Here is a 14,890-nt window from a genome sequence, read left to right on the forward strand (position 1 = left end):
CTACCCCGGAGTGCGCCATGAATTTCTCGCAATTCTTCATCAAGCGGCCGATTTTCGCCGCCGTGCTGTCGCTGGTGATCCTCATCGGCGGGGCCATCTCGCTGTTCCAGTTGCCGATCAGCGAATACCCCGAAGTCGTCCCACCCACCGTGGTGGTACGTGCCAACTTCCCTGGCGCCAACCCCAAGGTGATTGGCGAAACCGTCGCATCCCCGCTGGAGCAGGCCATCACCGGCGTCGAGGGCATGCTCTACATGTCGTCCCAGGCGACCGCCGACGGCAAGCTGACCCTGACCATCACCTTTGGCCTGGGCACTGATCTGGACAACGCCCAGGTGCAGGTGCAGAACCGCGTCACGCGCACCATGCCGACCTTGCCCACCGAGGTGCAGCGCCTCGGCGTGACCGTGGACAAGGCCTCGCCGGACCTGACCATGGTGGTGCACCTGACCTCGCCGGATCAGCGCTACGACATGCTCTACCTGTCCAACTACGCCGCACTCAACGTCAAGGACGAGCTGGCGCGGCTGGATGGCATCGGTGACGTGCAGCTGTTCGGCATGGGCGATTACTCCCTGCGCGTCTGGCTCGACCCGGAGAAGGTCGCCTCGCGCAACCTCACCGCATCGGACGTGGTCAACGCGATTCGCGAGCAGAACCGCCAGGTCGCTGCAGGTTCTCTGGGCGCACCGCCGGCACCGGGCGCGACGGACTTCCAGCTGTCGATCAACACCCAGGGCCGTCTGGTCACCGAGGAAGAATTCGAGAACATCATCATCCGCGCCGGCGAAGACGGTTCGATCACCCGCCTGCGGGACATCGCCCGTGTCGAACTGGGCTCCAGCCAGTACGCGCTGCGTTCGCTGCTGAACAACCAGCCCGCCGTCGCCATTCCGGTATTCCAGCGCCCGGGTTCGAACGCCATCGAGATCTCCGACTCGGTGCGCGCACGCATGGCCGAGCTGAAACGCGACTTCCCGGAAGGCGTGGACTACGAGATCGTCTACGACCCGACCATCTTCGTGCGCGGCTCCATCGAGGCAGTGGTGCATACGCTGCTCGAGGCCATCGTGCTGGTGGTGCTGGTGGTGATCCTGTTCCTGCAGACCTGGCGCGCCTCGATCATTCCACTGGCCGCGGTGCCGGTGTCGCTGATCGGCACCTTCGCGGTCATGCACCTGCTCGGTTTCTCGCTCAACGCGCTGTCGCTGTTCGGCCTGGTGTTGGCCATCGGCATCGTGGTGGACGACGCCATCGTCGTGGTGGAAAACGTCGAGCGCAACATCGGCCTCGGCAAGTCGCCTGAGGAAGCGACCCGTCAGGCCATGAAGGAAGTGACCGGGCCGATCATCGCCACGGCGCTGGTGCTGTGCGCGGTGTTTATCCCGACGGCGTTCATTTCCGGCCTCACCGGGCAGTTCTACCAGCAGTTCGCGCTGACGATCGCCATTTCCACGGTGATCTCGGCGTTCAACTCGCTGACCCTGTCGCCGGCACTGGCCGCCGCACTCCTCAGGTCGCACGACGCACCAAAGGACGGCTTCTCGCGTCTGCTCGATCGGATCTTTGGCGGCTGGCTGTTCGCCCCATTCAACCGCATGTTCGACCGCGCCAGCCACGGCTACGTCGGCCTGGTGCGGCGCATCCTGCGCGGCAGCGGCATTGCGCTGGTGGTCTATGTCGGACTGGTCGGCCTCGGTTACATGGGCTTCGCCAGCACGCCGGCCGGTTTCGTGCCACCGCAGGACAAGCAGTACCTGGTCGCCTTCGCCCAGCTGCCGGACGCCGCCACCCTGGACCGCACCGAGGACGTGATCAAGCGCATGTCGGAAATCGCCGGCAAGCACCCGGGCGTGGAGAACACCGTGGCCTTCCCGGGCTTGTCGATCAACGGCTTCACCAACAGCCCGAACAGCGGCATCGTCTTTACTCCGCTCAAGCCCTTCGATGAGCGCAAGGATCCGTCACTCTCGGCCAATGCCATCGCGGCAGATCTGAACGGCCAGTTCGCGCAGATCCAGGACGCCTTTATCGCTATCTTCCCGCCGCCGCCCGTGCAGGGCTTGGGCACCATCGGCGGCTTCCGCGTGCAGGTGCAGGACCGCGGCAACCTCGGCTATGAGGAGCTGTACAGCCAGGTGCAGAACGTCATCGCCAAGAGCGCGGACTATCCGGAGCTGGCCGGCCTGTTCACCAGCTATCAGGTGAACGTGCCGCAGGTGGATGCCGACATCGACCGGGAAAAAGCCAAGACCCACGGCGTGCCGATCGACGAGATCTTCGACACCATGCAGGTCTACCTCGGCTCGCTATACGCCAACGACTTCAACCGCTTCGGCCGCACCTATCAGGTCAACGTCCAGGCCGACCAGAAGTTCCGCCTCGCACCGGAGCAGATCGGTCAGCTGAAGGTGCGCAACAACCGCGGCGAGATGGTCCCGCTGTCGACCTTCGTCAACGTCACCGACAGCGCCGGCCCGGATCGGGTGATGCACTACAACGGCTTCCTCACCGCCGAGATCAACGGCGCGGCCGCGCCGGGCTACAGCTCCGGTCAGGCCGAGGCGGCCATGGAGCGTCTGCTCAAGGCTGAGTTGCCGAATGGCATGAGCTACGAATGGACCGAGCTGACCTACCAGCAGATCCTCGCCGGCAACACCGCGATATTCGTCTTCCCGCTCTGCGTGCTACTGGCCTTCCTGGTGCTGGCAGCGCAATACGAGAGCTGGAGCCTGCCGCTGGCGGTGATCCTGATCGTGCCGATGACGCTGCTCTCGGCGATCACCGGGGTGATCCTCGCCGGTAGCGACAACAACGTGTTCACCCAGATCGGCCTGATCGTGCTGGTGGGCCTGGCATGCAAGAACGCCATCCTCATCGTCGAGTTCGCCAAGGACAAGCAGGAGGAAGGCATGGACCGGCTGGCCGCAATCCTCGAAGCCTGCCGCCTGCGTCTGCGGCCGATCCTGATGACCAGCTTCGCCTTCATCATGGGCGTGGTGCCGCTGGTGCTTTCCAGCGGGGCCGGTGCCGAGATGCGTCATGCCATGGGCGTCGCGGTGTTCAGCGGCATGCTCGGCGTCACCTTCTTCGGCCTGCTGCTGACCCCGGTGTTCTATCTGGTGATTCGTGCCTTCGTCGAGAAACGCGAAGCCCGCAAAGCGGTTTACAAGGAGGCCCGCGCATGAAGTTCTTCGCCCTTTCCCTGCTCACACTGGCACTGAGCGCCTGTGCGGTAGGCCCCGATTACCGGGCACCGCAGCCGGAACCGGCGCGTATCGACAGCGCTTCGGCTGGCGAATACAACCACTCACGCTTCGAAGCGGCCTGGTGGCAGCAGTTCGACGACCCGACGCTGGACGCCCTGGTCGGCGAAGCCCTGGCCGAGAACCGCGAACTGCGCATCGCCTATGCCCGCCTACGGGCGGCACGGGCTATTCGCGATGACGTCAGCAATGATCGTCTGCCCACCGTCACCGCGGGCGCCAGCGCCGATATCGGCAAGGCCCAACAACCCGGCGTGACCGAACAGCGCGTGAATGCCGAACGCTACGACCTCGGGCTGGACATGGCCTGGGAGCTGGACCTGTTCGGCCGAATCCAGCGCCGCCTGGAATCCAGCGAGGCGCAGGCTGATGCCGTCGAGGCCGAGCTCTACCAGCTGCAGGTCAGCCTGATTGCCGAGCTGGTGGATGCCTACGGTCAGCTGCGCGGTGCCCAGCTGCGGGAGCGCATCGCCCGCGACAACCTGGCCAACCAGCGCAATTCCCATGAGCTGACCGAACAGCTGCGCGAAGCGGGCGTCGGCAGCGAGCTCGACGTGCTGCGCGCCGATGCCCGTCTGGCGGCCACCGAGGCCAGCCTGCCGCAGCTCAGGGCGCAGCAGGCGCGTGCGCGCAACCGCATCGCCACCCTGCTCGGCCAGCGCGCCGATCAGCTCAGCGTCGACCTCTCGCCCCGCGAGCTGCCGGCAATCGCCAAGCCGCTACCGATTGGCGATCCCGGCGAGCTGCTGCGCCGGCGCCCGGACATTCGTGCAGCCGAGCGTCAGCTGGCTGCGGCCACTGCCGATGTCGGCGTGGCGACGGCCGACCTGTTTCCGCGCGTGAGTCTGTCGGGCTTTCTCGGCTTCGTTGCCGGGCGCGGCTCGCAGATCGGTTCCAGCGCGGCGCGGGCCTGGGGCGTGGCGCCGAGCATCAGCTGGGCAGCATTCGACCTGGGCAGCGTGCGGGCCCGCCTGCGTGGTGCCGAAGCCGACGCCGATGCGGCGCTGGCCGGCTATGAGCAACAAGTATTGCTGGCACTGGAAGAGTCAGAGAACGCCTTCAGCGACTACGCCAACGCCCAGCAGCGCCTGCTTTCTTTGGTCCGCCAGTCGACAGCCAGCCGCGCCGCCGCGCAGCAGGCGGAGATCCGCTATCGCGAAGGCACTGCCGATTTCCTCGTGCTGCTCGATGCCGAGCGCGAGCGCCTGACGGCCGAAGACGCTCAGGCGCAAGCCGAAGTGGAGCTCTATCGCGGGGTGGTGGCGCTGTACAAGGCCCTTGGCGGTGGCTGGGAAGTCCCCGAGCAGACGCCGCGAACGGCCGCGGCAGAGCAGTTGCAGTCCGAGGGAGGTCGCGCAGAAATGTGACACGGTGCCGCTCCCGCCGGGTTGGTTGGGGAAAGCGCTTTCAGTCGTCACCTATCTTTGGCATAAGGAGCGGCTGAAAGCCTAGAAGCGTCCTCGCGGTCGGTCCGCCTGGATGCACTGCCAACCAACCAGAATAAAGAGTCTTTCATGAAGCCGATCATTACCCTTGCCGGGCTTGTGCTGGCGGTCACCAGCGCATTCGCCCAGGCGGAGCCCATCGTCATCAAGTTTTCTCACGTAGTGGCCGAAGACACGCCCAAGGGCAAGGGTGCGCTGATGTTCAAACGCCTGGCCGAAGAGCGGCTGCCCGGCCAGGTAAGCGTCGAGGTCTACCCGAATTCGACGCTGTTCGGTGATGCCACGGAGCTGGAGGCATTGCGCAACAACGAAGTGCAGCTGCTGGCACCGTCACTGGCGAAGTTCGAGCAATACACCAAACAGCTGCAGGTATTCGACCTGCCCTTCCTGTTCGACGATATCGACGCGGTAAATCGCTTCCAGAAGCGCACCAAGGGCAAGCAGCTGCTGCGCTCGATGGAAGACCAGAACATCACCGGCCTGGCCTACTGGCACAACGGCATGAAGCAGCTCTCGGCGACCCGCATGCTACGCCTGCCGAGCGATGCCTCGGGGCTGAGCTTCCGTATTCAACCGTCGGCCGTGCTCGAGGCGCAGTTCGGTGCTGTCGGCGCATCGACCCAGAAGATCGCCTTCGCCGATGTCTACGACGCCCTGCGTACCGGCACCGTACAGGGCGCAGAGAATCCCTGGTCGAACATCTACAGCAAGAAGATACATACCGTGCAGCCCTACATCATCGAGAGCGACCACGGTGTTCTCGATTACATGGTGGTCAGCAACACCCGTTTCTGGATGGGCATGCCGCACAAGATCCGTTTCGAGCTGGAAGCCATCCTCGACGAGGTGAGCTACATGGTGAACCGCGAGGCCGAAGAGCTGAATCAGGCCGATCGTGAACGCATTCGTCAGGCGGGAACGACCGAGATCGTCAGCCTGACCCCAGAAGAGCGCGAGCGCTGGCGCGAAGCGATGCGTCCGGTTTGGCAGCAGTTCGAGCCGGTGATCGGCGCGGACATCATCAAGGCAGCCCAGACCGTCAATCGCAAGCAGCGCAATTGACCGCCGAAAGCGACGCCGCATAAGACGCAAAAGCCCCGCCGATCCGGCGGGGCTTTTTTTGGGGTGCTGGCTTCGCGGCCGGAATCAGGGCGCGTCCGGCGAAGTCGCAACCGCCGGTGGCTGATCCAGCTGCTGGCTATCCCAGCCACCGCCGAGCGCGGCGATCAGCAGCACACTGGCGGTCAGCCGATCGCCCAGCAGGGTCAGGTTGGTGCGCTCGTTGTTCAGCGCGGTGGTCTGCACCGTGGCAACGCTGAGGAAATCGACAGTGCCTGCCCGGTACTGGTTCTCGATCAGACGCAGGGACTCCTGGGCCGCCTCCAGCGCCTCGCGCTGCACCACCGCCTCCTCTTCCAGCACCCGTAACTGCACCAGGTAATCCTCCACCTCGCGGAAGCTGTCGAGCACGGTCTGCCGGTAAGTGGCCACGGTCTGGTCGTAACTGGCTTCGGCACGCTCCAGTTCGGCGCGGCGGCTGCCGAAGTCGAGCAGCGTCAGCGCCAGTTGCGGGCCGAGCGACCAGAAGCGGTTGGGCACGCTGAACAGGTCGCTGAAGCTGCTGTTGCGGTAGCCACCGCTGGCGGAGAGCGTCAGGTCCGGGTACCAGGCCGCTTCGGCAACGCCGATGTTGGCATTGGCCGCCATGACCTGGCGCTCGGCGGCGGCGATATCGGGGCGGCGCTCCAGCAGCTGCGACGGCACAGCCAGCGGCACGCCTGGCAGCGCCGGGATATCCTCGCGCACCGCGATGTCCAGTTCCGAGGGTGCAACGCCGATGAGCACGGCGATCGCGTGCTCCATCTGTGCCCGCTGCCAGCGCAGATCGATGGCTTGGGCCTGGGTGCTCCTGAGTTGCGTCTGCGCCTGGGCGACGTCGGATTTCGGCACGATACCGGCCCGATACTGGTTCTCGGTCAGACGCAGCGAGCGCACGTAGGCCGCGACGGTCTGATCGAGCAGGCGTTGATGTTCGTCGATCACCCGCAGTTGCAGGTAAGTCTGCACCAGCTCGGCTTGCAGGCTCAGTCGCACTGCGGCCAGGTCTGCGGCGCTGGCCTGCATGCTGGCGCGGTTCGCTTCCAGATTGCGCCGCAGTCGGCCCCAGATATCCGCCTCCCAGGACGCACTCAGGCCCGCTTCGTAGCTTTCGCTGACGCCACTGCCGAACGAGCCGCCGCTGGTGTCCGAGCTACCACTGCCCTGCGCCGAACGGGTCACGCCGGCGCTGCCGGAAAGGATCGGGAACAGCTGCGAGCGTGCACCACGTACCAGTGCCCGGGCCTGACGGAACTGCGCCTCGGCCGCGGCCAGGTTCTGATTGTCGACATTCAGCCGGGCGACCAGGGCATCCAACTCGGCATCGCCATAAAGTCGCCACCACTCGCCACGCTCCAGCACATCGGCCGGCGCCGCGGCTTTCCAGCCTTCGGCCTGTTTGAATTCGGTAGCCACGGGCAGCTCCGGACGTTGATAGTCCGGCCCCAGGGTACAGGCGCCCAACGACAGGGCCAGCACGGCAGCTGCGAGGGGCCGCAGGGCATGCTTCAGCGATGAGGGGTTCAGCGACGACGGATTCATAGCGGGTTTTCCAGGGCGGCATCGGTGCGAACACCGCGCCAGCTGTTGAAACGATGACGCAGGCGGTCGAGGTACAGATAGACCACCGGCGTGGTGTAGAGGGTCAGGATCTGGCTCAGCAGCAGACCGCCGATGATGGTCAGACCCAACGGCTGGCGCATCTCGGCGCCCTCCGCGCCGCCGAGCAGCAGCGGCAGCGCGCCGAGAATGGCAGCCATGGTGGTCATCAGGATCGGCCGGAAACGCAGCAGGCAGGCGCGATGGATCGAATCGGCGGGCGACAGCCTGTCGTTGCGCTCGAACTGCAGGGCCAGGTCGATCATCAGGATCGCGTTCTTCTTCACCACGCCGATCAGCAGGAACAGCCCGAGCAGCGAGATCAGGCTGAACTGGTCGCCGGTAAGGATGATCGCCAGCAGCGCGCCGACCCCGGCCGATGGCAGTGTCGAGAGAATGGTCAGCGGATGGATGTAGCTTTCGTAGAGGATGCCCAGCACGATGTAGACCAGCAGCAAGGCGCCGAGAATCATCAGTGGCTGGCCTTGCTGAGTGCTCTCGAAGGCGCTGCCGGTGCCGCCAAGGCGTCCTTGCACCTCACTCGGCATGCCGATGGCGGCTACCGCGCGCTCGATGGCCAGGGTCGCCTGATCGAGGCTGACGTCAGGCGCGAGGTCGAAATCGATGTTCTCCGCAGCGAACTGCCCGTCGTGGCTGACCCGATCCTCCTCTAGGCTGCGTTCGTAGCGGGCGAACGCGGCGAGCGGCACGCGTCGGCCATCCTCGGTGATGATGTGGATCTGCTCCAGCACCTCGGGGTACTGCGCGTAGCTGGGGTCGATCTCCATCACGACCTGGTACTGGTTGAGCGATTCGTAGATGGTGGAAATCTGCCGCTGGCTGAAGGCGTTGTTGAGTAGCGTGGTCACCGTACTCATGTCGATGCCCAGACGCTTGGCCGCATCGCGATCGATCTTCAGGCTGATCTGCTGCGCGCCCTCGCCGTCATTGGCGTCGATGCTGGTCAGTTCCGGCAGCGCCGACAGTGCCTGGGTGACCCGCGGCACCCAGGTGCGCAGGTCGTTCAGGTCGCTTGCCAGCAGCGTGTAGGAATAGGCCGAGCTGCTCTGCCGGCCACCGCCGAACTGCAGGTCCTGATCGGCCATGAGGAACATGCGCCCGCCAGGCACCTTGGGCTGGTTCTTGCGGATGCGCTCGATGACCTTCTGCGCCGAGATCTTCCGCTCGCTCAGCGGTTTGAGGCGCACGATCATGAAGGCGTTGTTGATGCCGCCCTGCCCGCCGATGAAGCCCGCCACGCTCTCCACCGCCGGATCCGCCAGCACCGCCTTGCGGAAGACTTCCATCTTAGGCTGCATGACCTGGAAGGAGAGACCGTCATCACCGCGGATAAAGCCGGTCAGCTGGCCGGTGTCCTGCTGTGGCAGGAAGGTCTTGGGCACCTGCACGTAGAGCACCACGTTCAGCGCGATGGTCGCCAGCAGGCTCAGCAGCGTGATGCGACGGTGCCGCAGTACCCAGCTCAGCGACCGGTCGTAGTGACGCAGCAGCCACTGGTGGGCCTGGTGGCTCCAGCGCTGCAGGCGCCCTTCCTGCGCGGGCTGATGCGGTTTGAGCCAGCGCGCGCAGAGCATCGGTGTCAGCGTCAGCGAAACCAGCAGGGAGACCAGGATCGCCGCCGCCAGGGTGATGGAAAACTCGCGGAACAGCCGCTCGACGATGCCGCCCATGTAGAGGATGGAGACGAATACCACCACCAGTGAGAGGTTCATCGACAGCAACGTGAAACCGACTTCGCGGGTGCCGACGTAGGCGGCCTTCAACGGCGGCATGCCGTCGTCGATATGCCGGGCGATGTTCTCCAGCACCACGATGGCGTCATCCACCACCAGGCCGGCGGCCAGGATCAGCGCCATCAGCGAGAGGATGTTCAGCGAGAAGCCGAACAGGTACATCACGGCAAAGGTACCGACCAGCGACACCGGCACTGCCAGCGCCGGGATCAATGCAGTACGCAGGCTGCCGAGGAACAGGAACACCAGCACGATGACCAGCGCCACCGCGATCAGCAGCGTGCGTTCGGCCTCGTGCAGCGTGGCGCGGATCACCGGCGAGCGGTCCATGGCGATGTTCAGATCGACGCTGCCGGGCATGATCGCCTGCAGCGCCGGCAGTTCGCGGCGGATGCCCTCGATGGTTTCGATGATGTTGGCGCCGGCCTGGCGATTGACGATCAGCAGCACGGCCTGCTCGTTGTTGAAGAAGCCGCTGTTGTAGCGGTCCTCCACCGAATCGCGCACCTTTGCGACATCGCCCAGGCGCAGCGCTGCACCGTCTTGGTAGCGGATGATCAGCGGTGTGTAGTCAGCCGCCTCGTGCAGCTGATCGTTGGCGCGAACCTGCCAGTGGCGGTCCGCGTCCTCGACCATGCCCTTGGGTCGGCGCACGTTGCCGTTGGCGATGGTCTGGCGCACTTCGTCCAGCGACACGCCGTACTGCTCCAGCTGCTGCGGCTGCAGCTCGATGCGCACGGCGGGCAGGGAGCTGCCGCCGACCTGGATTTCGCCGACGCCGGACACCTGCGACAGCTTCTGCGCCAGGATGGTCGAGCCGATGTCGTACAGCTCGGCCTTGTCCAGCACGTCCGAGGTCAGCGAGAGCACCATGATCGGTGCCTGGGACGGATTGATCTTGCGGTAGGTGGGCATGCTGCGCATGCCGCTTGGCAGCAGGTTGCGCGCGGCGTTGATGGCCGCCTGCACGTCGCGGGCGGCGCCATTGATTTCGCGGTCCAGGTCGAACTGGATGATGATCCGCGTCGAGCCCTGGCTGCTGCGACTGGTCATCTGGCTGACGCCGGCGATGCTGCCCAGCGAGCGCTCCAGTGGGGTCGCGACGCTGGAGGCCATGATCTCCGGGCTGGCGCCGGGTAGGCTGGCCTGCACGGTGATTACCGGGAAATCCATGTTCGGCAGCGGCGATACCGGCAGCAGGCCGAAGCTGACGCCACCCAGCAACAGGATCGCCAGACTGAGCAACATGGTCGCCACGGGACGGGCGATAAAAGGCGCGGAAAGGTTCATGCCCGCCCCCGCACGATCGCAGGCCCGCTCACGCTTCAGCCTCCACCAGCGGCTCGCGGCGACGCCCGAAGCGCTGGCCGAGGCGGTCGAAGAACAGGTAGATCACCGGTGTGGTGAACAGCGTCAGCAGCTGGCTGAGCAGCAGACCGCCGACCAGCACCAGGCCGAGCGGCTGGCGTAGCTCGGCACCGGAGCCGGATGCCAGCATCAGTGGAATCGCACCGAACAGCGCCGCCAGCGTGGTCATCAGGATCGGCCGGAAACGCAGCAGCGCCGCGCGATAGATCGCATCCTGCGGACTCATGCCCTGCTGCCGTTCGGCCTCCAGGGCGAAGTCGATCATCATGATCGCGTTCTTCTTGACGATGCCGATCAGGAGGATGATGCCGATGATCGCGATCAGCCCGAGGTCGTTACCGGTCAGCAACAAGGCTAGCAAGGCGCCGACCGCCGCCGAGGGCAGCGTGGAGAGGATGGTAATCGGGTGGATATAGCTCTCGTAGAGCACGCCGAGCACGATGTACATCGTCACCACCGCGGCGAGGATCAGCAGCAGCGTGCTCGACAGCGAGGCGCGGAACGCCTCGGCCGCACCCTGGAAGCGCGTCTGGATACCGGCCGGCAGGCCGATCTCCTGCTCCACCGCTTCGATCACTTCCACCGCCTTGCCGAGCGACACGCCGCTAGCCAGGTTGAACGACAGGGTCACCGCCGGGAACTGGCCGATATGGTTGATCAGCAAGGGCGCGTTGCGTTGTTCCAGCGTCGCCAGGCTCGACAATCGCACCGGCGTGCCACCTTCGCTCTGCACGAACAGTTGCTCCAGCGCCTGCGGGCCGAGGCGGTTGCCCGCCTCTGCCTCCAGCACCACGCGGTACTGACTGGCCTGGGTGAAGATGGTGGAAATCTGCCGTTGGCCGAAGGCGTCGTACAGCGCATCGGTGATATCCGCGACCTGGATGCCCAGGCGCGCCGCGGCGTCGCGGTCGATGTCCAGATAGATCTGCAGGCCGCTGCTTTGCAGGTCGCTGGCCACATCGGTCAGCTCCGGCCGCTCGCGCAGCGCCTCGACCAGCCGCGGCGTCCACTCCTGCAGCAGCTCGCCGTCCGGCGTCTCGAGGCTGAACTGGAATTGCGTGCGGCTGATCCGGTCCTCGATGGACAGATCCTGCACCGGCTGCAGGTACAGCTCGATACCTGGCACCTTGGCCAGCTCCGGTCGCAGCCGGTCGATGATCTGGCTGGCAGTCAGGTCTCGCTCGCCGTGGGGCTTGAGATTGATCAGCAGGCGGCCGCTGTTGAGCGTGACGTTGTCGCCATCCACGCCGATGTAGGACGACAGGCTGTCCACCGCCGGATCGGCAAGAATCACCCGCGACAGTGCCTGCTGGCGCTCGCTCATGGCGCGGAAGGAGATCGACTGCGGCGCCTCGCTGATGCCCTGGATCACGCCGGTGTCCTGCACCGGGAAGAAGCCCTTGGGCACGGCGAGATAGAGCACGACGGTAAGGCCAAGCGTCGCAACCGCGACCAGAAGGGTCAGCGTCTGGTGGCGCAATACCCAGGTCAGCCAGCGCGAGTAACCGCCGATCAGGCGCTCGACCCAGTCAGGCTTGGCCTCGGCGGCCGTCTGCGGCTTGAGCAGCTTGGCGCACATCATCGGCGTCAGCGTCAGCGAAACCACCAGCGAGATCAGAATCGCCACCGCCAGGGTGATAGCGAACTCGCGGAACAGCCGGCCGACCACGTCCTGCATGAACAGCAGCGGAATCAGCACGGCGATCAACGAGAAAGTCAGTGAGATCAGGGTGAAACCGATCTGTTTCGCGCCCTTCAGCGCGGCGTTGAGCGGTGTCTCGCCCTCCTCCAGATGCCGCGCGATGTTCTCCAGCATGACGATTGCATCGTCCACCACGAAGCCGGTGGCAATCGTCAGCGCCATCAAGGTCAGGTTGTTCAGGGAGAAACCGCAGACGTACATCACCGCGAAGGTGCCGACCAGTGACAGCGGCACGGCAATTGACGGGATCACCGTGGCCGAGAGCTTCTTGAGAAAGACGAAGGTGACCATCACCACCAGGAAGGTGGCGAGCATCAACTCATGCTGCACATCGGTTACGGCGGCGCGGATGGTCTGGGTACGGTCGGTGAGCACCACCACATCCAGGCCGGCCGGCATGCTGGCCGTCACTTCCGGCAGCAGCGCCTGGATGCGTTCGACCACGTCGATGACATTGGCACCGGGCTGGCGCTGGACGTTGAGCAGCACCGCCTGGCTGTCGTTGGCCCAGGCCGCGAGGCGCTCGTTCTCGGCGCCGTCGATGATGTCGGCGACATCCTTAAGCCGCAGCGCGGCGCCATCCTCGTAGGTGAGGATCAGCTCGGCATATTCCTCCGGCGTCTTCAGCTGGTCGTTGGCATCGAGCATCGACACCCGGGTCGGGCCGTCGAAGTTGCCTTTGGGCTGGTTGACGTTGGAGCTGGTGATCAGCGAGCGCACGTCGGCCAGCGAAAGGCCGTACGCGGCAAGTGCTTCCGGGTTGGTGCGGATACGCACCGCCGGGCGCTGGCCACCGGCGATACTGACCATGCCGACGCCGTTGATCTGCGCCAGTTTCTGCGCCATACGCGTGTCGACCAGATCATGCAGTTTGGGCAGCGGCAGCGATTCGGACGTCACGGCCAGGGTCAGCACCGGCGTGTCGGCCGGGTTGACCTTGTTGTACACCGGCGGCGCTGGAAGATCGTTGGGCAGCAGGTTGTTCGCCGCGTTGATCGCGGCCTGCACTTCCTGCTCGGCCACATCCAGCGCCACGTCCAGCGAGAAACGCAGGGTAATCACCGAAGCGCCGCCGGAGCTGGTGGATGACAGCTGCTCGAGCCCCGGCATCTGCCCGAACTGGCGCTCCAGCGGTGCGGTAACGGCGCTGGTCATGACTTCGGGGCTGGCCCCGGGATACAGCGTCATCACACGGATCGTCGGGTAGTCCACCTGTGGCAATGCCGCCACTGGCAACAGCTTGTAGGCGATCAGTCCTGCCAGCAGGATTGCGATCATGCTCAGCGTGGTCGCAACCGGTCGCAGGATGAACAACCGCGAGATGTTCATCGCTCTTCGCGCTCCGCAGCCTCACCGCCCCCGAGCACCGGATTTTCCGCAGCCTGCTCGGCCATGCGCTGGCTGCTGACGACCTCCACTTCAGCGCCATCGCGCAGGCGGTCGGTGCCTTCCATCACCACCCGCTCGCCCACCTTCAAGCCCTCGAGCACCACCGTGGTCGCGCCGTTGGTAGGCCCGGCCTGCAACGTCCGTAGCTCAACCTTGTTGTCGTCGCCGACGACATAGGCGAAGGTGCCGCGCGAGCCGAACTGCAGCGCCGCAGACGGAATCAACACGGCGTCACGCAGGGTCTCCACCCGCAGGCGCACGTTGACGAACTGGTTGGGGATCAGCAGCTCTGCTTCATTGTCGAAACGCGCCTTCAGGCGCAGCGTGCCGGTAGTCGCATCAATCTGGTTATCGATGCTCTCCAGCACGCCCTCGCCAAACTGGATCTTTTCACCGCGATCCCAGATCTGCACTGCAAGCTCATCGCCCTGGCGATAGCGCGTCAGCACCGGCAGCAACTCGCCTTCGGGCAGGGTGAAGCTGATGGACATCGGCTGAGTCTGGGTGATCACCACCAGCGGCGTGGTGTCGTTGGCAGCGACCAGATTGCCCACATCGAGCTGGCGCAGGCCGACCCGACCATCGATGGGCGAGCGAATCTGGGTGAACTCGAGATTCAGGCGCGCCTCGTTGACCGACGCCTGATTGGCGGCCAGCGTGCCCTGGTACTGGCTGACCAGCGCTTCCTGGGTATCCAGGGTCTGCTTGGCGATGCTGTCATCGGCGTAGAGACCGCGGTAACGCTCGAAATCCACTTGCGCGTTCTTCAGCTGCGCGCGGTTCTGCTGCAGGGTGCCCTCCGCCTGCTGCAGCGCGACCTTGTATGGACGTGGGTCGATCACCGCCAGCAGATCGCCCTTCTTGACACGCTGCCCCTCTTCGAAACGCAGCTCGACCAGCTCGCCACCGACCCGGCTGCGCAGATTGACGGTATTCAACGGCGTCACGCTGCCGAGCGCCTTGTTGAAGACCTCGAATTCACCCTGTTCCACCTTGGCCACGCGCACGGGCACAGGCCCGCCAAACGCGCCGAAGCCCGGACGCCCGCCCGGCCGCTGAGGGGTTTCCTGAGGTGCAGGCCACAGCCACCAGACCAGCAGCCCGATGGCAGCTACGGCGAGGATGATGAGCAGCCAACGAAGGCTGGAACGCGCGGAAGAAGGATGAGCCACGGTCATGAACGGGGTTCGCTTGAAAAGGAGCGTGAACCATAAGCAGTCGCGAACCGCTCGCAAAGTGCCTTTACGGCATTTTTACGTATCGGCATGT

General features: G+C 65.1%; 7 protein-coding genes. 3 read left to right on the forward strand and 4 right to left on the reverse strand.

Features of this window, described 5'->3' with window-relative positions; all coding sequences use genetic code 11:
* Nucleotides 1-17: 17 nt before the first annotated feature.
* The 3 genes from IEG05_RS08140 to IEG05_RS08150 all read left to right on the forward strand — a co-directional run bounded on the left by IEG05_RS08140 (nucleotide 18) and on the right by IEG05_RS08150 (nucleotide 5,773).
* Nucleotides 18-3,188, forward strand: a complete 3,171-nt coding sequence (locus IEG05_RS08140; protein WP_191121884.1) for an efflux RND transporter permease subunit — start codon at nucleotides 18-20, stop codon at nucleotides 3,186-3,188.
* Nucleotides 3,185-4,633, forward strand: coding sequence for an efflux transporter outer membrane subunit (locus tag IEG05_RS08145; RefSeq protein ID WP_191121885.1), 1,449 nt, complete (start codon nucleotides 3,185-3,187; stop codon nucleotides 4,631-4,633). The genes IEG05_RS08140 and IEG05_RS08145 overlap by 4 nt, the downstream gene beginning before the upstream one ends.
* 147 nt (nucleotides 4,634-4,780) lie before the next feature.
* Complete coding sequence (locus tag IEG05_RS08150; protein WP_023445352.1) at nucleotides 4,781-5,773, forward strand: TRAP transporter substrate-binding protein; 993 nt, start codon at nucleotides 4,781-4,783, stop codon at nucleotides 5,771-5,773.
* 84 nt (nucleotides 5,774-5,857) lie between these two features.
* Here the strand turns inward: IEG05_RS08150 and IEG05_RS08155 are convergent, their stop codons facing one another.
* The 4 genes from IEG05_RS08155 to IEG05_RS08170 are packed head-to-tail and all read right to left on the reverse strand — an operon-like array spanning nucleotide 5,858 to nucleotide 14,799.
* Entirely contained in the window at nucleotides 5,858-7,351 is a 1,494-nt protein-coding gene (locus IEG05_RS08155; RefSeq protein ID WP_191121886.1) for an efflux transporter outer membrane subunit, read from the reverse strand.
* Nucleotides 7,348-10,452, reverse strand: coding sequence for an efflux RND transporter permease subunit (locus tag IEG05_RS08160; RefSeq protein ID WP_191121887.1), 3,105 nt, complete (start codon nucleotides 10,450-10,452; stop codon nucleotides 7,348-7,350). The genes IEG05_RS08155 and IEG05_RS08160 overlap by 4 nt, the downstream gene beginning before the upstream one ends.
* Before the next feature lie 28 nt (nucleotides 10,453-10,480).
* On the reverse strand, nucleotides 10,481-13,561 hold the full coding sequence (locus IEG05_RS08165; protein ID WP_191121888.1) for an MdtB/MuxB family multidrug efflux RND transporter permease subunit: 3,081 nt from the start codon (nucleotides 13,559-13,561) through the stop codon (nucleotides 10,481-10,483).
* Nucleotides 13,558-14,799, reverse strand: coding sequence for an MdtA/MuxA family multidrug efflux RND transporter periplasmic adaptor subunit (locus tag IEG05_RS08170; protein ID WP_191121889.1), 1,242 nt, complete (start codon nucleotides 14,797-14,799; stop codon nucleotides 13,558-13,560). Before IEG05_RS08170 ends, IEG05_RS08165 begins: the two co-directional genes overlap by 4 nt.
* Nucleotides 14,800-14,890: the final 91 nt, after the last annotated feature.

This window comes from Stutzerimonas kunmingensis (assembly GCF_014764705.1).
In the GTDB taxonomy this organism is placed as follows: Bacteria; Pseudomonadota; Gammaproteobacteria; order Pseudomonadales; family Pseudomonadaceae; genus Stutzerimonas.